Origin of the sequence: Agrobacterium sp. CCNWLW32, assembly GCF_037083425.1 — a bacterium.
GTDB classification, from domain to species: Bacteria; Pseudomonadota; Alphaproteobacteria; order Rhizobiales; family Rhizobiaceae; genus Agrobacterium; species Agrobacterium radiobacter.
In genome coordinates this window covers 123,030-142,399 of record NZ_JBAOJM010000002.1, presented here as the reverse complement: position 1 = coordinate 142,399, position 19,370 = coordinate 123,030, and the positions used below count along the sequence as shown (strand labels likewise).

Below are 19,370 nucleotides of genomic sequence, written 5' to 3'. Positions count from 1 at the left end.
ATTACCGATGTTTCGTTTCCATCGGGTCAGCAAACTTGGTAAAAATTGAACGAAATATTCGCTCCCAACCCCGTTTTCCTTAAGGATCAGGCCTTTTCGCGCGCGACAGCCTGCCAGCCGATATCGCGGCGGCAAAAGCCGTTTTCCCACTCCACCTTGTCCGCCAGCGCATAGGCGCGGGCCTGCGCTTCCGTCACTGTCTTTCCAAGGGCGGTGACGTTCAGCACGCGTCCACCCGTCGCCACCAGACTGCCGTCCTTCAGCGCGGTTCCGGCATGGAAGACCTTCGCCTCTTCGCTCGCCTCGGGAATATGGGCGATCGGCGTATTCTTGTCGTAAGCGCCGGGATAACCCTTCGAGGCAAGAACGACAGTCAGCGCTGCGTCGTCGCGCCATTCCGCCTCAACCTTGTCCAGCGTGCCGGTGGCGGTGGCGTAGAGGATCGGCAGCAGATCGCTTTTCAGGCGCATCATCAGCACCTGGCATTCGGGATCGCCGAAACGGACGTTATATTCGATGAGTTCCGGGCCCTTGGCGGTAATCATCAGGCCGGCGAAGAACACGCCGGAGAAGGGATTACCATCCTTGGCCATGCCCGAGATCGTCGGCTCGATGATTTCCTTCATGGTGCGCTCCACCATGGCCGATGTCATGACGGGGGCGGGAGAATAGGCGCCCATGCCGCCGGTATTCGGGCCGGTATCGCCATCGCCGACACGCTTGTGATCCTGCGCGGTGGCGAGCGCCAGCGCGGTCTTGCCGTCGGAAAGGCAGAAGAAGCTGGCTTCTTCGCCGTCGAGGAAGGCCTCCACCACCACTTCGGCGCCAGCTGCACCGAAAGCGCCGTCGAAACAGTCGTCGATGGCGGTAAGCGCTTCCGCTTCGGTCATGGCCACGGTTACGCCCTTGCCGGCGGCAAGTCCGTCCGCCTTGATGACGATCGGCGCACCCTGTGCACGAACATAGTCCTTGGCCGGTTCGGCAGTCTTGAAACGCTGGTAAGCGCCGGTCGGAATATCGTAGCGCGCACAGAGATCCTTGGTGAAGCCCTTGGAGCCTTCAAGCTGGGCCGCCGCTTTCGACGGTCCGAAGGTGGCGATGCCGGCGGCACGCAGATCATCCGCCAGACCCGCAACCAGCGGCGCTTCCGGGCCGACGACAACGAAGTCGATTGCCTTTTCTTTCGTAAAGGCGATGACGGCCGCATGGTCTTCCACATCAAGCGAAACGAGTGTCGCGTGGTCGGCGATGCCTGGATTGCCGGGGGCGGCATAAAATTCTTCAAGCAAGGGAGACTGGGCGATTTTCCACGCCAGCGCATGTTCGCGTCCGCCGGAACCGATCAACAGAACTTTCATGGTCAATACCCCTGCAAATTCGCCAGTAACCTTGTGTCAGGGGCGTTAAGGGCAGGGGGGCGAAAGGTCAAGGAGAAAGCGCCGCAAATGCCCGTCTTTCCCTTGAAGTCAGCCTTTCCTGTGGAATCGTTCCCGCCTCTTGTTGTCACGCCACAATCAGACATTATGTTCGCCGCTCCAGATGTGACATCAGAGAACCTCATGACCGCAGATAATGCCCGCCTCACCACGCTCATCGCCTCCGAAATCAACGCCCGCCCCGATCAGGTGAAGGCGGCGGTGGCCTTGCTGGACGAGGGCGCGACCGTTCCCTTCATCGCCCGTTACCGCAAGGAAGTGACCGGAGGGCTTGATGACACCCAGCTGCGCACGCTTTCGGAACGTCTCGTCTATCTGCGCGAACTCAATGCGCGCCGCGCCTCCATCGTCGATTCCATCACCGGTCAGGGCAAGATGACCGACGAGCTGATGGTCAAGATCATGCAGGCCGGGACCAAGGCGGAGCTGGAAGACCTCTACCTGCCCTATAAGCCGAAACGCCGCACCCGCGCGGAAATCGCCCGTGAACGCGGTCTCGGCCCGCTTGCGGAAGCCATCTGGGAAAACCGCGCTGCCGATCCGGCGAAATTGGCGGAAGCTTATGTGCAGGGCGAAGTGGCCGATGTGAAGGCGGCGCTTGAGGGCGCGCGCGACATCGTGGCTGAAACCATGACGGAAAATGCCGATCTGCTCGGCCGCCTGCGTGATTACATGCGCCAGAACGCCACCTTCCGCGCCAAGGTCGTGGACGGCAAACAGGCGACGGGCGAAAAATTCTCCGATTATTTCGATCATTTCGAGCGCTGGGCGACGGTGCCCGGCCACCGCGCGCTGGCCATGCTGCGCGGCTGGAACGAAGAAATTCTGACGCTGACGATCGATGTCGATGCGGATGATCCCTCACCGGTGAAACCCGCGCAGCGCACCATCGCCGCCGCCTTCGATATCCGCAATGTTGGCCCCGCCGATCAATGGCTGATGGAGGTCGCTGGCTGGACCTGGCGGGTGAAGCTTTCCATGTCGCTGTCGCTCGATCTGATGCGCGAGTTGCGCGAGCGGGCGGAAGAGGAGGCGATCAATGTCTTCGCCCGCAATCTGAAGGACCTGCTGCTGGCAGCCCCCGCCGGCTCCCGCGCCACCATGGGGCTTGATCCCGGCATCCGCACCGGCGTGAAGGTTGCGATCGTGGATGGTACCGGCAAGCTCCTGGACACCAGCACGGTCTATCCCTTCCCGCCGAAGAATGATGTGCGCGGTACGCAGGCGGAACTCGCTTTGCTCATTCGCAAACACAATGTCGAGCTGATCGCCATCGGCAACGGCACGGGCAGCCGCGAGACGGAAAAGCTGGTGGCCGATCTTCTGGCGCAGATGCCGGCTTCCGCTTCCGGTGCAAAGCCCACCAAGGTCATCGTCTCGGAAGCGGGCGCATCCGTTTATTCCGCTTCGGAGCGGGCGGCAGCGGAGTTCCCCAATCTCGACGTTTCGTTGCGCGGCGCCGTCTCCATTGCCCGCCGTCTTCAGGATCCGCTGGCGGAACTGGTGAAGATCGAACCGAAATCCATCGGTGTCGGCCAGTACCAGCATGATGTCGATCAGGGCCGTCTCAGCCGCTCACTCGATGCTGTGGTGGAAGATGCGGTGAACGCCGTCGGCGTCGATCTCAACACGGCCTCGTCGCCGCTTCTGGCGCGGGTCTCCGGTCTCGGCAGCTCGATTGCCGATGCCATCGTCGCCCATCGTGACCAGACCGGGCCGTTTGCCAGCCGCAAGGAATTGCTGAAGGTGCCGCGCCTCGGCCAGCGCACCTTCGAGCAATGCGCGGGCTTCCTGCGCATCCCGAACGGCAAGGAGCCGCTGGATGCTTCCTCGGTTCACCCGGAGGCCTATGGCGTGGCGAAAAAGATCGTTGCCGCCTGCGGCCGCGATCTGCGTTCGCTGATGGGCGACAGCGCCGCGCTGAAGGCGCTTGATCCGAAGACTTTCATCGACGAGCAATTCGGTCTGCCCACCGTAAAAGACATCATCGCCGAACTGGAAAAGCCCGGCCGCGACCCGCGCCCGAGCTTCAAGACCGCGACCTTTGCCGAAGGTGTGGACGAGATCACCGATCTGAAACCGGGCATGCTGCTGGAGGGTACGGTCACCAATGTCGCCGCCTTTGGCGCCTTCGTGGATATCGGCGTGCATCAGGACGGGCTTGTGCATGTGTCGCAGCTTGCCGATCGTTTCGTGAAAGACCCGCATGAGGTCGTCAAGGCGGGCGATGTCGTCAAGGTACGAGTCGTGGAAGTGGACGTGAAGCGCAAGCGCATCGGCCTCACCATGCGTAAGGATGGCGGCGAGGCAGCGCCGCAGCCGATGCGTGAAAAGGGCAATGCCAGCGCCATGCGCCACGCGACATCAAAACCGAAAGAGCGCAACGAGGGGTCGCAAACCGGTGGTGCGCTTGCCGCCGCGCTGGCTGAAGCCATGAAGCGGCGCTGACCCTGGGTTGAAATGATTTTTTACCAAAAAGCCTCGCCGTATACCCCGGCGGGGCTTTTTCCTTGATGAAATCGTTCAATTTTTTTGAAATAAGACTATCTTGAAACTTGTGCCGAAAGGAATACGGTCTGCAAAATTGATAAGTGAGACTTAGCAATTGGGGGTGCCATGGCGTCGTCTCTGCATGTTCTTCTCGAAAAGATAATCAAGATCGGTGATCTCACCGTCAACAGCCCGGGCGGCAGCCGCACTTTCGGCAACGGCACGGGAAAAAAGGTGGTTCTGAACTTCACCGATGAAGCCGCCATGCAGGAGATAGCCGCCGATCCGGCGCTGAAGCTCGCTGAAATGTACATGGAGGGCCGGGCGAAGGTCGCAGAAGGCGACATCTACGATTTCCTCGCACTGGTCAAAGGCAACACGCTGAGCGAGGCGCTGTCCTTCGGCATGGTCTGGCGCGGCATGGCGCGCATCATCGCCGCCCGCATCAAGATGCATCTGCCGGTCAATCACAACAAGAGCAATGTCGCCCATCATTATGACCTGAGTGCCAAGCTGTTCGATCTCTTCCTTGATGAGGACTGGCAATATTCCTGCGCCTATTTCAATCCGCCCGGCATCAGCCTTTATGAGGCGCAGGTCGCCAAGAAACGGCATATAGCGGCCAAGCTGATGACCGAGCCGGGCCAGAGCGTGCTGGAAATCGGCTCCGGCTGGGGCGGCATGGCGATGTATATCGCTGAAAGCGCCGGTGCCGACGTGACCGGCATCACGCTCAGCGAGGAACAGCTGCGCGTTTCCCGCGATCGTGCGGCAAAACGGGGCCTTGCCGGTAATGTCCGCTTCGAATTGCAGGATTACCGCTATCTGCCGGCCTCGAAGAAATATGACCGCATCGTTTCCGTCGGCATGTTCGAACATGTCGGGCCGACGCATTATCGCGATTATTTCGACAAGGTGGCGGAGGTGCTGGACGACAGGGGCGTGATGGTGCTGCATTCCATCGGCCAGCCCAGCCCTGCACTGGCGACCAATCCCTTCATCGAAAAATATATTTTCCCCGGTGGGTACATACCCTCGCTTGCCGAGGTGCTGCCGTCGATCCAGAAATCCGGGCTGCTGGTGAAGGATATCGAAATCCTGCCCATGCATTATGCGCATACGCTCAGGCATTGGCGTGAGCGTTTCGTGGCGCGCAAGGCGGAAGCGATAGCGCTTTACGACGAACGTTTCTTCCGCATGTGGGAATTTTATCTGGCGGGGTCGGAAATGGCCTTTACCCACGAAAATTTCCATATCTTCCAGATCCAGCTCGCCAAGGACCGCGATGCCGTTCCGCATAATCGCGACTACATTGCGCAGAACGAGGCGAAGCTGCTGGAGTTCGAGAAGACCCGTGCGCCACTCGAGAAGGTGACGTTCTAAGGTGTTTCCCCGTCATGCCGGCTCAGGGCCGGAATGACGGGGAAGTAGCCGCCGGTTTGCTTTCCCGCTCTGGTTAATGAAATGGAAAGACAATCCCTCTAATTCTACGGGCACCTTGTCTGTATTGCGTTTCTGGGGTTCTTTCATGTTCAAGCCATCAGCGGCCGCCGCCGCCTGTGTCCTGTCGCTTTTTGCCGTGGGCAATGCCCATGCGGAAGGCTGGTTTTCGGGCGACTGGTATCTGAAGCTCGGTGGTGCGGGTTTCACCGCGCCGAAATATCAGGGCGACAACAAGAATGAATTCGGCTTTTCGCCCATCATTTCGCTCGGCCGTCAGGGGCAGGGCGCACGTTTTACCTCGCGCAACGACAGCGCCTCGATTTCGCTTCTGGACAATGGCCCGATCAGCATGGGTCTGGCCGGCAAGCTGGTTTCCCCGCGTGACGAGGGCGATTCCGCCGATCTCAAGGGCATGACCCGCATCAAGCGCGGTGGCGAGCTTGGTGGTTTCGCCGAGGCTTATCCGACCGACTGGCTGCGCGTTCGCGGCGAAGTCCGTCAGGGTATCCGCAGCCATAGCGGCGTGGTCGGCGATGTTGCCGTCGATGCCTTCACCGATATCGCCCCCGGCATCCAGATTTCCGCCGGCCCGCGCGCCACATGGGTGAGCAGCAAGTACAATGAGCGTTATTACGGCGTCAGTGCCGCACAGACGGCCGCCGGTGCGCCATCGCCCTATAGCCCGGGCGGCGGCCTGCATTCCGCCGGCATCGGCGCCGCCATCACCTGGAAGGTCACCGAGAACGCCGAAGTCGGGTCGTTTGCGGAATATCGCCGCCTGACCGGTGATGCCGCCGATAGCTCGCTGGTGCGCGAGCGCGGCTCGAAAAACCAGTTCATCATCGGTGTTCAGGCAAGCTATAAATTCAATTTTTCGCTGCCCTGAGACAAGAAACCGAATGTCTGAGGTTGATGGCCCGCAGGAAACCGTTGCGGGCCTTGATGTTTCTGCCAATCCGCGTTCGACGTCATCCTCGGGCTTGACCCGAGGATCCATTGATTTCAACGGGTTGTGGATCCTCGGGTCAAGCCCGAGGATAACGTCGGTGAGGTTTTCGCTTTGCCGGTGGCGTGTTGCAATCCGCCAAGAACCGCGCATCTTTGCACTTTGAAATCCATTCCGATTTTCCCGCCGATGCTGTAGAACCATCCCTATGGTTCACCACAGCGATTTGTCAGACCGCGTTTCCGACGCGCCATCCAACAACTGGGTCTATCGGATTTTGCCGAGGTCCCTCTGGCCCTATGCGCAGCTTGCACGATGGGATCGCCCCATCGGCTGGCAATTGTTGATGTGGCCGTGTTTCTGGTCCGCGGCCCTTGCGGCCAATGTGGCGGTGGCAAGCGGCGGCTTTTCCTGGGCGACACTGATCTGGCATCTGGCGCTGTTCTTCATCGGGTCGGTGGCGATGCGCGGTGCGGGCTGCACCTATAATGATCTGGCCGACCACAAGATCGACATGGCCGTGGCGCGCACCCGTTCGCGGCCGCTGCCTTCCGGCCGCGTGAGCCGGATGCAGGCCAAGGTCTTCATCGTCCTGCAGGCGCTTGCCGGGCTCGTCGTGCTTTTGCAGTTCAACAGTTTCGCAATCGCGACCGGCATATTCTCGCTGGTCTTCGTGGCGATCTATCCCTTCGCCAAGCGCTTCACCAATTGGCCGCAATTTTTCCTCGGCCTTGCCTTTTCCTGGGGCGCGCTGATGGGCTGGGCGGGACAGTTCGGATCGCTCGCCTGGCCGGCTGTCCTGCTTTATGTCGGCTCCATCGCCTGGACGATCGGTTATGATACAATCTACGCCCATCAGGACAAGGAAGATGACACCGCGGTGGGCATCGGTTCGACCGCCCTGCTGTTTGGCGAGAACACACATCGCTGGCTGGTTTTCCTTTATGGCACAGCACTTGCCATGATGTTCCTGTCGTTCTGGATGGCGGACGTTAACATCATTGCCTATAGCGGCCTTGCCGCTGCCGCGCTCATGCTGTTCCGCCAGGTCTGGGTGCTCGATATCGATGACGTGGACCAGTGCCTCGTGCTGTTCAAATCCAACAACCGCGTCGGCGTGCTGATTTTCGCAGGCCTGATCCTGCCGCTCCTGCTGGCGTAAGCCGTGAAAACACGGAATGAAAAAGCCCGGTCGCGTCATCCGCGCCGGGCTTTTTGATTTGTCTGGCTGAAGATTATCAGCTGCGGGCGATGATTTCCTTGCCCTCGATCTTCATGCTCATGCCGAGCGAACCGGTGGAGCGGCGAACGAGGAAGCGGGGACGGCGTTCCGCGAAATAGGAATGGCGGCGGCGCGGACGGGTATTCTGGGTGCGCACCTTGCCGAGATGTTCTTCCAGCGGACGGGCAACGCCATCGGCTTCCACCATCAGCATGGGAATGCGGTAGGCTTCAGACCAGCTGCGCCAGTCGGCGGCGATATCGCAGAGATCGTGAGCGACGAGAAGCGGAACGCAGAGATCCGGATCGTCATGGTGCAGTTCCAGGGTCACCGTCACCTGTCCGTCGCCATGGTCGATGGCGCGGGCGGCAACACCCTTGAAAGCGCGGGCAGGCAGGGCGAAGGACAGAGGCAGGCCGGAAGAGGACAGAACCTTTCGCAGAACGGCGCCCCGTTCATCGAGAGTGACGGCGACATCGGTCGCGCCATTGCCTTTTCCATAGGTGACCTGTTGCGGAAAACGTGCCGGGTCGAGTCTGAGAGTGGCGACGGCCCAGTCGGGCTTCAGAACGGTCTTGGTCATGTTTATTCTACCCTTGTTTTACCTGAGAGCCGGTTTCCGGTCTTCTCATCGGGACTTTTCGTCCTCTGATGTCGGGAGAATATCCGCCGCATGTTCGAGACTGCTTAAAAATCGCGGTTAAGAAAACTTTGCATTCCCAAATGGTTAGCAAAACACACTGTGGCATGGTTTCGCTTAGGTAAAGCAGATCGAGACAATGCGGTTTTTATCCCGATCGGAATTGTGCTCTTTCAAGCTACGGGCAAGGCGCGTCATGCATAGTCATGCCAAGGCTTGCCGTGCGTCCGGATGGGCGCGCGATGGGTGGTTCAAAACCGGAGCTTTTGGTGTCCCCCGAGGGGATGCGCTGTGCTCCAGAGGGCATACGGATGGTATCGACTTATCTCAGCTACGACCTCATCAACCGCGATATGAAGGCAAGCATCTCGCGCGTGTCGCAGCAGGGGCTCGTGGAGCGGCAGACGAAATATTACAAGGAAAACATCGGCAATGTGAAAAGCGTCGATGAATTCCTCGATAACTACCAGCTTTATTCCTATGCCATGGATGCCTTCGGTCTGGGCGAGATGACCTATGCCAAGGCCTTCATGAAAAAGGTGCTCGACAGCGACCTGAACGACCAGAACAGCTTCGCCAACAAGCTGACCGACGAGCGTTATCGGGAATTTGCCGCCGCCTTTAATTTCAGCTCTTCGACAAAGACCGTGCAGACAGACGCACAGCTCGACAAGATGATCGGGCTTTATGATACGTCGATCACCAATCTGAACAGCAGCCTTGCGGAAGAGACACGTTATTACAAGGCAATCATCGGCACGGTGACGAATGCCGACCAGCTGCTGCGCAACGACCGCACCCGCGCCTATATCTTCCAGGTCTTCGGCGTCGATGAGAAGACCTATTCTTATGCCCATATCAAGGGATTGATGACGAGCGACGTCAACGATCCCAATAGCTACATCAACCAGAAATACGGCGCGGCCTATAATGACGCGGTCGAAAAACTGACGATGAAGGGTAATATCGAACTGTATGCGCAGGTCACCACCCGAATTACGGCCATCGATACCGAACTTGCGGGCACGGGTCTGACAAACGAAGAGCGCACGAAGCTCGAGGCGGAAAAGGTGACCCGCCAGGACCAGCTGACCCAGCTTGAGGCCGTTTTGCCACCGAAGGATGAGTGGGAGGCGAAGCTTGCGGCGATCAAGGCGGAACAGACGACGCTGTCGAACACCGTCACCCAATATAACAAGATGGCGCAGATCGCTAACGCCTTCGAGTTCAAGAATGACGGCACGGTAACTGCCGGCGGGGCACAGACGGCGGACAATCTGAAAGCCATCACGGACTCCTATATCGGCAGCGCAGCGCGTGTGACGCCGACCGTCGCGACGCTGAACCGCGATTACTTCGAATCGAAGATTGGTTCCATCACGACAGTAGAGGAACTGATGTCGGATGCGCGGCTTGTCAATTACATCAGAACGGCTTTCGACCTGAACGACCTGACCATCGTGCCGGCAACGATCAAGAACATCCTCACAAGCGATCTCAGCGATCCGAACAATTACATCGCGACCATGGGCAAGAACGACAAGCGTTACCTCGCCCTGAAAAACGCGTTCAACTTTCTACCCGACGGGACGCTCGCGGCCGGCACGACGCCGCAGACAACGACACAGACCGCGACGACCACCAGCGGTTACATGACCCATTACAATGATGCGGACGAGGCAGCTGACGCAAAGGCGCTCACGCTGTTCAAGAGCAGCATTGGCAAGGTCACAAGCGTCAATGATTTCCTCGGAACCAATGCGGTGTATACCTATGCGCTGAAGGCCGTCGGCCTCGATCCCGCCAAGGTGAACATTTCTGATATCCAGAGGGTGCTGACCAGCGACCTTCAGGATAAGAAGAGTTACGTTTATACGCTGAAGGACGATCGGTATGTGAAGCTTGCCGAACTCTTCAACTTCACCAAGGACGGTTCGGTCGGTGCACCCATTCTGGCGCAGTCGGAAATCGAGCTGCAGACCATGTCGGCCGACTACATCAAGAAGAAATCGGCTTTCGGTACTGCTAAGGACAAGGAAGCCGCCACGAGCGAGGCGAAATATTTCTCGGGCGAAATGCAGAAGATCAAGACGCTCAGTGAATTTCTGGCCAATGACCGCCTGACCAAATTCGCGATGGAATCGCTCGGCATTGACCCCACGAGCGTGACGAAAGAACAGCTGCAGAAGATATTCACGTCAAATCTTGATGACAAGGACAGCTACGTCAACAAGGAGATGGATCCGGTCTTCCGTCGCCTCGTCACCGCCTTCAATTTCGACACGGACGGCAAGCTCCTTCATGAAGACCGCAGCCTGATCCAGACCCGGCGCGGCCTCTATGAAACGCTCGACAATTATCTGACCCAGACGCTGGAAACGCAGGCGGGCGAAGAAAACGCCGGCGTGCGACTGGCGCTCTATTTCAAGCGCATGGCGGCCGGGACGACATCCTATTATTCGATCCTTGCCGATACCGCGATCCAGAACTTCATCAAGACTACCTTCGGCATTCCCGATGAACTCGGTAATGCCGGCGTCGATACCCAGGTGGCGATGATGAAGAAATATTTCGACATCAAGGATTTTCAGGACCCGGATAAGGTCAAGAAGCTGATCGCCCGTTTCACCATCATGTACGACAATCAGCAGAACGTCGCCGATCCCATCATGACCCTGTTCAATGGCAGCGGCTCGGTGGGTATCAGCGGCGATACGTTGCTGGCGGTCGCGACGCTACGGGCACGATAGCTCGAAAAGAGGAAGGCCGGACATGTCCGGCCTTTGCCATACCCACTATCCCCTCACCACCCCGGCAGCATATGCCCGGCGCGCAGGCGCGGCATCTTGGGGTAGGTCTTCACATCATTGTCCATCTCGTCGGCAACGCTCATCGGCGAGATATTGTCGAGGCAGGCGGTGATGTGGTCGGTAATGGCATTCACCAGCGAAGGCGAGAGACCGGGGCGTTTCATCAGGCCGATCTGCACCGGCGGCAGCGGCGGGAAACCATCGGCGGCAGTCAGAACCTTCATGCCGGTGCGCAGCGCCGATTCCGGCAGCACCGAGACGGCCATACCGGCCAGCACGGCGGCGGCGACCACGGTGGAAGACCAGCTGGTAAACAGTACCTGATAATCCCGCCCATCGGCATCGAGGGCCGAACAGGCGAGCTGACGCCAGTGGCAGTCGCGCCGGCCCACGGCGAGCGGCACCGGCGCGTCATCCTTCAGCGGATGGTTGGCGGAGGCCACCCAGCAGAGCGGTTCAGTGCGCACCACATCCGAAGAGCGCGCGCGTGGATTATGGGTGACGAGGGCAATATCCAGTTCCCCGCGCGCCATTTTTTCGGCCAGGCTGACCGAGGGTTCGCAGACGATATAGAGCTCGACATTGGGGTGAGTCTTGGCAAAACGCCCGATGATCTCAGGCATGTAGCGGTCGGCATAGTCATCAGGTGTGCCGATGCGCAGCGTGCCTTCCAGCCTGTTGTCGTCGAAGGCGGCGATTGCCTCGTTATTAAGGCGGATGATGCGGCGGGCGTAATTCATCAGTTTTTCGCCCTCCGCCGTCAGGCGGTTGCCGCGCCCGTCCTTGGCGAAAAGCTGCTTGCCGATGCGTTCCTCAAGCCGGCGCATCTGCATGGAGACGGCGGATTGCGTCTTGAAGACGCGATCTGCGGCCTTGGTGAAGCTGCCCGTATCAACGATGGCGATGAAGGTGTGCAGCTGGTCTATGTCGAGAGGTGCGGACATGGATGGTCATCCATCAGAATGATTGATGCCTCACATTAGAAACATTCGTTGGACTGATCAATAGTCTTGCGACATTTTGACACCAAGCAAATCAATATCAACCCCGGGCCGACGAGATGTCGAGCCCTCAACCCGAGGCAGCTTCTCGCGCGTGGTGCGCCGGGAGCGGTGCCGCATCGTGCCGTTACGGAAGGATAAGTGTCATGCGCACGGCAGAACGGAGAATGGAACTGGAACTCGCAACCGGCAGGGAAAGCGATGCGCTTCGTCGCCTCGTTGTCGGTGTTGCTTCGACCGTGAAAACCTTTCTGCAGCGCATCTATAACCGTATCTGCGCCAATGAGCTGACGGAACTCGATGACCGCCTGCTTGCGGATGTCGGCCTGGTGCGATCGGATGTGACGAACGCGCTCAATACCGGCCTTTTCGATGACCCGACCGCCCATCTGACCCGGGCTGCACAGCTACGCTCGGTCACGCGGTTTGAGGCGCTCTAAGTTTTGTTCGCGCAACTCTGGCAGACCTCCAGCTGCCGGAACTGCTCCGAGCTGAAAAGTTTTCCCCGCAGGGTGATTTGCCAATAGCCCTGCCTTTGCCCGGTGTCAGGCCCCTCGGCCGCGCCGGGCTTTTTTAATGGCGGTGCAGCTTTAGTGCCAATGCCTCAATATTGATATTCCTCGAAGACCGGCAGCACCGAACCGCCCCAGCGGCCATTATAAAGCGCAAGCAGGTCTTCGGCGAGGGTGGTCTTCTTGGCCAGAACCTCATCCAGCGAGGACAGGAACACGGTCTCATCCTGGCCTTCGCCATTCAGGCGTTTGCGGTTTTTCAGGCCGGTGCGGGAAATGTCGAGCACCTCACGGGCGATGCCGAGGAGTGGCTTGCCGGCGATCTCTGCGGCCAGACCCTTGGCCGGTACGGCGTCGCGTAGCGCAATGACCTCATCGAAACTCCAGCCGGCCGTCAGTGCATCGGCAGCATCAAGCGCTTCCTGATCATAGAGAAGTCCGACCCAGAACGCCGGCAGGGCGCAGATGCGCCTCCACGGGCCGCCATCCGCACCGCGCATTTCGAGGAAGCGCTTCAGGCGCACATCCGGGAACAGGGTGGAAAGATGGTTCGTCCAGTCGCCCATTGTCGGCTGCCACTCGGCGATTTCGCCCTTTAGCGCGCCATTCATGAACTGACGGAAGGTGACATGGGTGCAATCGTGATATTTGCCGTCGCGCACGATGAAATACATCGGCACATCAAGCGCCCATTCCACATAGTCCTTGAAGCCGAAGTCATCTTTGAAGGTGAAGGGCAGCACGCCCGAGCGGCGATTGTCGGTGTCGCGCCAGATATCGCCGCGCCAGGAGAGCAGACCGTTCGGCTTGCCTTCGGTGAAGGGCGAAGAGGCTAAGAGCGCGGTTGCCAGCGACTGCAGCTTCATGGAAACGCGCATCTTCTGGCGCATGTCGGCTTCAGAGGAGAAATCGAGATTAACCTGAATGGTGCAGGTGCGGTACATCATGTCGAGACCTTTGGTCCCGACCTTCGGCATATAGCGCGTCATGATCGCGTAACGCGATTTCGGCATATGCGGCGTTTCGTCATAGCTCCACAACGGGCTGCCGCCGATGCCGAGGAAACGAATGCCCATCGGCTCGGCCACTTCGCGCACGGTCGCCAGATGCTGATTGGATTCCTTGCAGGTCTGATGCAGGTTTTCGAGCGGCGCGCCTGACAGTTCGAACTGGCCGCCCGGCTCGATGGAGATGGCCCCCATGCCGTGCTGTTCGCCAAGGCCGATGATGTTCTCACCGTCCATGATCGGCTCCCAGCCGAGCTTTTCCTGCATGCCCTTCAAAAGGGCCGAAATGCTGGCTTCGCCGAAATAGGGAACGGGACTGTTATCCTTGCGGAAAAAGGCGAATTTTTCGTGTTCGGTGCCGATGCGGAAATCGGCTTCAGCTTTGCAACCGCCTGCCAGATAATCTGTAAGCTCCGTGACGGAGGAGAGGGGTGTCTGGTCGGTCGTGTCGCGTGCCATGGCTTACCTTGTTATGACGTCTCTGTTACGGCGAGGCATATGATTGGCAGATAGGGCCGGATCGTATCCGGAGGCAAATGAATTTCTTTTAAAGATGCATGAAGCGCAATGGTGCCTCTCAGTTCCAGTCGCCGATAACAGCCTGAATGACTGCAAGTGCGGCGACGGCGGCCGTATCGGCCCTCATGATTCGCGGCCCGAGCGGAATGGGGGTAACGAAGGAAAGGCCGCGCAGAAGCTCCCGCTCCTCTTCGGAAAATCCGCCTTCCGGGCCGACCAGCAGGGCAATTTTGCGTTCCGTGACGGATTGCAGGATCGGCAACGGATTTTGCCCCGCATCGCCTTCGTCGCAATAGATGATGCGCCGGTCGTGAGGCCAGGACTCGAGCATGTCCTTCAGTTTCACAGGTTCGGCCACGTCGGGCAGGGACAGTATGCCGCACTGCTCGGCGGCCTCGATGGCGTTGGCGCGCAGCTTTTCGGTGTTGTGAATCTTGCCCTGAACATGCTGCGTCATCACCGGCTGCAACAGGCCGGCGCCCATTTCCACCGCCTTCTGCACCAGATAGTCCATGCGCCCGACTTTCAGCGGCGCGAAAAGATAATGCAGGTCAGGTGCGTGCGGCTGCGGACGTGTCTGCTCGAGGGGAACGAGCACGATCTTCTTGCGGCTCGGAAAGGTAAGTCTCGTTTTCCATTCGCCGTCACGCCCGTTGAACAGCAGGATTTCCGCGCCGTCGGTCATGCGCAGCACATTGGCGAGATAGTTGAACTGTTCGGTTGTTGCCTCCTGCGCGACGCCTTCGGCAAGATTGGCTTCGATATAAAGGCGTTGCATCCGGAAATTAGCGCGCATGGAATTTTTCGGTTTTAGAGAAAGAGGAAGGACATGAGCCAATAGAGCAGCGCTGCAAGCGTTGCACTTAAGGGAACGGTGACCAGCCAGGCGGCGATGATCGTCATGAAGTGGGAGCGCCGGACGAGATAACGGCGGCGCACCTCGGAGGGATTGTCGGCATATTTTTGGGCGCGGCGGATTGTCTGGCCGGCTCCCGCCTGAACGAGCTCCTGCCGCCGCCGTGACGATTGCGTATACCATTCACGGAAGAAGCCAACGCCGAACACCGCGCCGATGGCGGTGTGGGTGGTGCTGACCGGCAGGCCGAAGCGCGATGCAACGAGGACAGTGAGCGCCGTGGCCACGGAAACGCAAAACGCGCGCATCGGATTGAGCTTGGTGATCTGTTCACCGACGAGGCGGATGAGGCGCGGGCCATAAAGAAGAATACCGCAGGAAAGCCCGAAGGCGCCGACCAGCATCACCCACAGCGGTGCGCGGGCGGAGGTGCTCACCGCCTCATCATGCAGGGCGCGCACGATGGCCACGACAGGGCCGATGGCGTTCGAAACGTCATTTGCCCCATGCGCGAAGGACATCAAGGCGGCGGCGAGAACGAGCGGCCATTGGAACAGGATTCGAAGCGACTGGTTGCGGTTCTCCAGCCCTTCCGATTGTTTGTGGATGATCGGCACACAAAGCCGCCACGCCACAAGCCCGGTCACCAGCCCTATGAGGCTGGCATGGCCAAGCGACACATGCATGAGCTGCCGCAATCCGACCCAGATGAGATAGGCCATGAAGACGCCCGCCATCAGGCCGATGAGAACCGGAACCCACAGCCGGGCCGAGCCGATCTTGTCTTCGCGGTAAATGATGAATTCCTTGATGAAAGCAAGGATGGCGACGGCGATGAAGGCGCTGATGAAGGGTGCGAGTACCCATGCGAAGGCGATGCTGCCGAGCGAAAGCCAGTCGACCGCTTTCGCCCCATAGGCGGCCATTCCGGCGCCCGCAACCCCGCCGACCACCGTATGGGTGGTGGAGATCGGCGCTCTTGTCCAGGTCGAGATATTGACGAGAAGGCCGGCGGCGAGAAGCGCCGACAGCATCGCCCAGGAAAAGGCGGTCCTGTCGGGGATGGTCTCGACGTTGATGATGCCGCTGGAAATGGTCTCCACGACATTGCCGCCGGTGATCAATGCCCCGGCGATCTCACAGATGGCGGCGACGATGAGCGCAACGGCAAGCGGCATGGCCTTGGCGCCGACCGCCGGGCCGACATTGTTCGTCACGTCATTCGCGCCGATATTGATGGCCATATAAGCGCCGATGGCGACGGCGGCGATGATGATGACGGCACCCGCAGTGCCCGTGACGAAAGCGCCCGCGAAGACCGCCGCGAGGACAACGAACATGAACCCCGCGCCAAGGCCGGCAAGCTGCTGCGTGACGTGCAGCGTCGCCTCTTCGACACGGGTGAACTTGTCGAGATCCTTGTCGAGCGTCGGCTTCATGTTTGATGGCGGCTTCGTTGCCATTCACACCTCGTTTGCCAGCATTCCCTTTCGTCCGGCAGCGTCGCAGGTTGAAGGCAATTTACAGAAAGACTGTTACATCTCGCACATCTTTCCAAAAGGAAAGACGATAAAAGCCATGTTGGAAAAACAAACTGCACATTGCCACATCAGGGGCGGGCGCGCTATTTCGAATGCGCCATCCGCTTGTCGAAAGCGAGCATAAGCGCCTTCAGTTCCGGCTCGTTGACGCGCTTGCCAGCTTCTTGCGGACTGACCCATTCCAAACGTCTCGATTCCTTCTCGGGAAAGCTTTCCTGCATTTCCGAAACTTCGAGCAGATGCACCTGCACCCTGCATGGCACGTTGACGCCGCTGTTCAGCTTTTTCTCGTAGTCGTAATAACCGAAGGGCGCCTTTTCCACCGTGCCTTTGACACCGGCTTCCTCATAGGCTTCCTGCTCGGCCACCGCATGGGCCTTCTTGTTGGCCATCGGCCAGCCCTTGGGAATGACCCATCGGCCCGTATCCCTGCTGGTCAGCAGTAAGACTTCCGGCCCCGGATTTTTTTTCGACAATCGATAGCACAGCGCCGCATATTGCTGTCGCGGCGGTCTGCGCAACATCAAGCCAACATCTGTCGCCAATCGATTCAAAATCTTCAATCCGAATAAATCCTCTTTGCCGGGTAGTGATAATTGCTAATATAGAGATGCCGCAGATTCCGCCAATCCCCCTTTACCCATAACCCACTACTGTCTTCATGCTGATGAAGCCTTTGGGCGCAGGGGATGTGGTAGATTTGCGAACAAAGTTCTGACCGGGCGGTTCCCCGCAGCCGGACAGCCGATGCGGTAATACTCTCTCTGCCTGCCTTCAAGCCATTCAGAATGCAAAGCCGCTATGAATTGTGGTCGGGGCTGCTTTAATCAGGGGTTATACCCCAGTGCCGGAGGCCCTCGACCACACCGTCCGCTTCTCTCGCAGCCGCGTGAAAAAAGCGTGTTTCCTGATGTGCCAGCGAGACAAGCTCCGGCAGGGCATTGCCGACGATCACGCCGCGAATATTCTTCAACTCGAACATCGCCCGATCATTGCCAGTATCGCCCGCAACCACTGATTCGTCGAGGCCGATGCGTAATTGTCCACATAACCATGTGAGCGCTGCGCCCTTGTCCGCGGCTTTCGGCAAGATGTCAAGGTCGCGATCGCTGGAGTAGACGAGACGGGCGTCGATATCAGCCGCTACAAGCGCTGCTTCGATCTCCCCGAGCGCGGCGTCATCGGCGTCATGCAGGAACCAGCTCGATTTCAAGCCGTGCTGATAACGCTCCTCCTGCATCGTCACACCCGGCAGGTCGGCCATCACCTCGGCGATCTTTTGCGGGTCGAAACCGGTGCCGAGGGAATGGGTATAGGCGCTTTCCAGCTCGCTGCGCGCCTTCGCGTGCAGCATGGTGCCGACGCCGCCGATGATATAGTCCGGCTGCGGCAGCGGCACGTCTTCCAGAAGGGTAAGCTGGTCGTCGATCAGCCTGCCGCTGTTGAAAACGAGAACAGGGCGCTGATCGTCCGGCAGCGACTGCCAGAAATCGCGGAACCGGCGCGTGGCGTCATTATTGCCGACGACGGTTCCGTCGAGATCGGTGGAAAAAAGACGAAGTGGTTTCAATCGCCGTCGTTCCATGGTTCTGCCCAGTCGGCTTCTTCCAGAACCGGCATCATGGTCCTGCCTTCCACAAGGGCGAGCAGCTGCTGGGCAATGCCGGTCCAAGTGAACAGGCTGCGCGCCTTGTGTGCCCCCATGCGGGAAAGTCGCCCGTAAAGCCGCTCATGCTTGAAGGGCTTCATCATGGTGATTCCGAGGTCTTCCTTGTCGAAAGGATCGGCAAACAGCGCATGGCGGCCATAGCTCACGGCCCGGAACAACCCGCCATGGATGGTGACAACGGTTGGCGTTCCGCTCGCCATCGCCTCGATCGCGGTCATGCCGAACGGCTCATAGCGGCTGGAAAGCACGAAAAGATCGGCGGCGCGATAGATATCCGGCAGGTCTTCATCCGCGACATAACCGGAAAACGCGACCTTGTCTTCCAGGCCGAGCGCTTTCACCCGCTCCTTTAGCTGGTTGAGGATCGTGGTTTCCTGTTCGTCCATATTCTCACCGCCAACGGCGAGATGCAGACGGGCTTCCGGTTCACGCTCCGCAAGAACGGAGAAGCCGTCGATCAGCAGATCATAACCCTTGTTGGTGGCGAGCCGCCCGAGCGCCAGCACCACCTTGCCCTCGAAGCCGAAACGCTGCCGGATCATCTGCCGCGTCGCATCCGAAACCGGGAAGAAACGGTTGTCGTCATAACCCGGCGGGATCATGTGGATATGCTTGCGTTTTTGCCCGTAATCCTCAATCAGCACGTCGAGCTGTACCGGAGTGGTTGCGATCACCATGTCGCAGCTGCGATAGATGATAAGCTCGTGCTGAATGCGTTCCCTGAAGTTGAATTCCAGTTCGAACGTATCGGCCTTTTCCGGATAGTCGGTCTCCATCTGGCGCTTCTTCCAGATGCCGAGCGAATGCGGCGTGTGCAGATGCGGGATTTTGAGCGCTTCGGAGAGCCTCTGGCCTGCCACGCCGGCGTCCCAGTAATGGCTGTTGATGAAAGAATAATTCAGGTCGTTCTTCTTGATGAAACGCAGCGCGTTTTCGCACCATTCCATCAGGTGACGGTGGAGATATTCCTTGGGAATGAAATCGCGCCCGCCGCAGGGAATGCGCACCACACGGACGCGCTCGTCAACCTCATCGAATTCCGGCTGGTCTTCGAAACGGCGGGTATAAAGATCGACGGTGTAGCCGAGCTGGCCGAGTTTGCGTGCAAGCTCAAGCACATAAACCACCTGTCCCCCGGTATCGGCCGCGCCAAGTGGCGGGTGCGCGGCGACATAGCCATGCGTCGACATGAGAGCTATCCGCGGATAGCGTTCAGTTTCGCTCGTGGTTGTCATGGGTCCCATCTTGGTAAATTTTTCCAATTAACCCGATAAAAAG

15 protein-coding genes are annotated in these 19,370 nt (G+C 59.0%); 6 read left to right on the top strand and 9 right to left on the bottom strand.

The window, feature by feature from the left end; all coding sequences use genetic code 11:
- Positions 1-86 precede the first annotated feature (86 nt).
- Positions 87-1,358 (bottom strand): phosphoribosylamine--glycine ligase, encoded by a 1,272-nt coding sequence (gene purD, locus V6R85_RS04600; RefSeq protein ID WP_111833693.1) that lies wholly within the window; start codon positions 1,356-1,358, stop codon positions 87-89.
- A 201-nt stretch (positions 1,359-1,559) separates the two neighbouring features.
- On the opposite strand from purD, the gene V6R85_RS04595 reads away from it, so the two are divergent.
- The 4 genes from V6R85_RS04595 to ubiA all read left to right on the top strand — a co-directional run bounded on the left by V6R85_RS04595 (position 1,560) and on the right by ubiA (position 7,477).
- A complete protein-coding gene (locus V6R85_RS04595) occupies positions 1,560-3,884 on the top strand; it encodes a Tex family protein (RefSeq protein WP_003503236.1) in 2,325 nt (774 codons plus the stop codon).
- Between the two features lie 168 nt (positions 3,885-4,052).
- Complete coding sequence (locus V6R85_RS04590) at positions 4,053-5,309, top strand: SAM-dependent methyltransferase (RefSeq protein ID WP_060722936.1); 1,257 nt, start codon at positions 4,053-4,055, stop codon at positions 5,307-5,309.
- Between the two features lie 145 nt (positions 5,310-5,454).
- Entirely contained in the window at positions 5,455-6,255 is an 801-nt protein-coding gene (locus V6R85_RS04585; RefSeq protein WP_003503231.1) for a MipA/OmpV family protein, read from the top strand.
- Positions 6,256-6,523: 268 nt separating this feature from the next.
- Positions 6,524-7,477 (top strand): 4-hydroxybenzoate octaprenyltransferase, encoded by a 954-nt coding sequence (gene ubiA, locus V6R85_RS04580; protein WP_080865853.1) that lies wholly within the window; start codon positions 6,524-6,526, stop codon positions 7,475-7,477.
- Positions 7,478-7,553: 76 nt separating this feature from the next.
- On the opposite strand, the gene V6R85_RS04575 is transcribed toward ubiA, so the two are convergent.
- Positions 7,554-8,120, bottom strand: coding sequence for a DUF6101 family protein (locus V6R85_RS04575; RefSeq protein WP_003503226.1), 567 nt, complete (start codon positions 8,118-8,120; stop codon positions 7,554-7,556).
- Between the two features lie 368 nt (positions 8,121-8,488).
- Here V6R85_RS04575 and V6R85_RS04570 point away from each other — a divergent pair, with 368 nt between their 5' ends.
- The gene (locus V6R85_RS04570; RefSeq protein ID WP_111833692.1) at positions 8,489-10,927 is read left to right on the top strand and encodes a DUF1217 domain-containing protein; all 2,439 of its coding nucleotides are present in this window, start codon (positions 8,489-8,491) and stop codon (positions 10,925-10,927) included.
- Positions 10,928-10,980: 53 nt separating this feature from the next.
- Here V6R85_RS04570 and V6R85_RS04565 read toward each other — a convergent pair whose 3' ends face one another.
- Positions 10,981-11,931 carry a LysR substrate-binding domain-containing protein gene (locus V6R85_RS04565; RefSeq protein ID WP_020010502.1) on the bottom strand — a complete coding sequence of 317 codons (951 nt, stop codon included), beginning with the start codon at positions 11,929-11,931 and terminating at the stop codon, positions 10,981-10,983.
- Between the two features lie 203 nt (positions 11,932-12,134).
- Between V6R85_RS04565 and V6R85_RS04560 the strand changes: the two genes are divergently transcribed.
- Positions 12,135-12,428 (top strand): DUF1127 domain-containing protein, encoded by a 294-nt coding sequence (locus V6R85_RS04560; RefSeq protein ID WP_060722940.1) that lies wholly within the window; start codon positions 12,135-12,137, stop codon positions 12,426-12,428.
- 164 nt (positions 12,429-12,592) lie between these two features.
- Here the strand turns inward: V6R85_RS04560 and V6R85_RS04555 are convergent, their stop codons facing one another.
- From V6R85_RS04555 to V6R85_RS04530, 6 genes are all read right to left on the bottom strand, one after another.
- Positions 12,593-13,966 carry a glutamate--cysteine ligase gene (locus V6R85_RS04555; protein ID WP_111833691.1) on the bottom strand — a complete coding sequence of 458 codons (1,374 nt, stop codon included), beginning with the start codon at positions 13,964-13,966 and terminating at the stop codon, positions 12,593-12,595.
- Between the two features lie 118 nt (positions 13,967-14,084).
- On the bottom strand, positions 14,085-14,822 hold the full coding sequence (locus tag V6R85_RS04550; RefSeq protein WP_162695458.1) for a 16S rRNA (uracil(1498)-N(3))-methyltransferase: 738 nt from the start codon (positions 14,820-14,822) through the stop codon (positions 14,085-14,087).
- Between the two features lie 14 nt (positions 14,823-14,836).
- Entirely contained in the window at positions 14,837-16,345 is a 1,509-nt protein-coding gene (locus V6R85_RS04545; RefSeq protein ID WP_060726040.1) for an inorganic phosphate transporter, read from the bottom strand.
- A 161-nt stretch (positions 16,346-16,506) separates the two neighbouring features.
- Entirely contained in the window at positions 16,507-16,947 is a 441-nt protein-coding gene (locus tag V6R85_RS04540; RefSeq protein WP_035212549.1) for an NUDIX hydrolase, read from the bottom strand.
- Between the two features lie 299 nt (positions 16,948-17,246).
- Complete coding sequence (locus V6R85_RS04535) at positions 17,247-17,993, bottom strand: HAD family hydrolase (RefSeq protein WP_099085626.1); 747 nt, start codon at positions 17,991-17,993, stop codon at positions 17,247-17,249.
- Entirely contained in the window at positions 17,990-19,336 is a 1,347-nt protein-coding gene (locus tag V6R85_RS04530) for a glycosyltransferase family 4 protein (RefSeq protein ID WP_336377023.1), read from the bottom strand. The genes V6R85_RS04535 and V6R85_RS04530 overlap by 4 nt, the downstream gene beginning before the upstream one ends.
- Between the last annotated feature and the right edge of the window lie 34 nt (positions 19,337-19,370).

What these genes read in the sequence shown, in the direction of transcription:
- ubiA (WP_080865853.1), top strand. Translation starts at nt 6,524, where the DNA reads ATGGTTCACCACAGCGATTTGTCAGACCGCGTTTCCGACGCGCCATCC.
- V6R85_RS04575 (WP_003503226.1), bottom strand. Translation starts at nt 8,120, where the DNA reads ATGACCAAGACCGTTCTGAAGCCCGACTGGGCCGTCGCCACTCTCAGA.
- V6R85_RS04530 (WP_336377023.1), bottom strand. Translation starts at nt 19,336, where the DNA reads ATGGGACCCATGACAACCACGAGCGAAACTGAACGCTATCCGCGGATA.
- V6R85_RS04590 (WP_060722936.1), top strand. Translation starts at nt 4,053, where the DNA reads ATGGCGTCGTCTCTGCATGTTCTTCTCGAAAAGATAATCAAGATCGGT.
- V6R85_RS04545 (WP_060726040.1), bottom strand. Translation starts at nt 16,345, where the DNA reads ATGGCAACGAAGCCGCCATCAAACATGAAGCCGACGCTCGACAAGGAT.
- V6R85_RS04570 (WP_111833692.1), top strand. Translation starts at nt 8,489, where the DNA reads ATGGTATCGACTTATCTCAGCTACGACCTCATCAACCGCGATATGAAG.
- V6R85_RS04560 (WP_060722940.1), top strand. Translation starts at nt 12,135, where the DNA reads ATGCGCACGGCAGAACGGAGAATGGAACTGGAACTCGCAACCGGCAGG.
- V6R85_RS04540 (WP_035212549.1), bottom strand. Translation starts at nt 16,947, where the DNA reads ATGTTGCGCAGACCGCCGCGACAGCAATATGCGGCGCTGTGCTATCGA.
- V6R85_RS04565 (WP_020010502.1), bottom strand. Translation starts at nt 11,931, where the DNA reads ATGTCCGCACCTCTCGACATAGACCAGCTGCACACCTTCATCGCCATC.
- V6R85_RS04550 (WP_162695458.1), bottom strand. Translation starts at nt 14,822, where the DNA reads ATGCGCGCTAATTTCCGGATGCAACGCCTTTATATCGAAGCCAATCTT.
- purD (WP_111833693.1), bottom strand. Translation starts at nt 1,358, where the DNA reads ATGAAAGTTCTGTTGATCGGTTCCGGCGGACGCGAACATGCGCTGGCG.
- V6R85_RS04595 (WP_003503236.1), top strand. Translation starts at nt 1,560, where the DNA reads ATGACCGCAGATAATGCCCGCCTCACCACGCTCATCGCCTCCGAAATC.
- V6R85_RS04585 (WP_003503231.1), top strand. Translation starts at nt 5,455, where the DNA reads ATGTTCAAGCCATCAGCGGCCGCCGCCGCCTGTGTCCTGTCGCTTTTT.
- V6R85_RS04555 (WP_111833691.1), bottom strand. Translation starts at nt 13,966, where the DNA reads ATGGCACGCGACACGACCGACCAGACACCCCTCTCCTCCGTCACGGAG.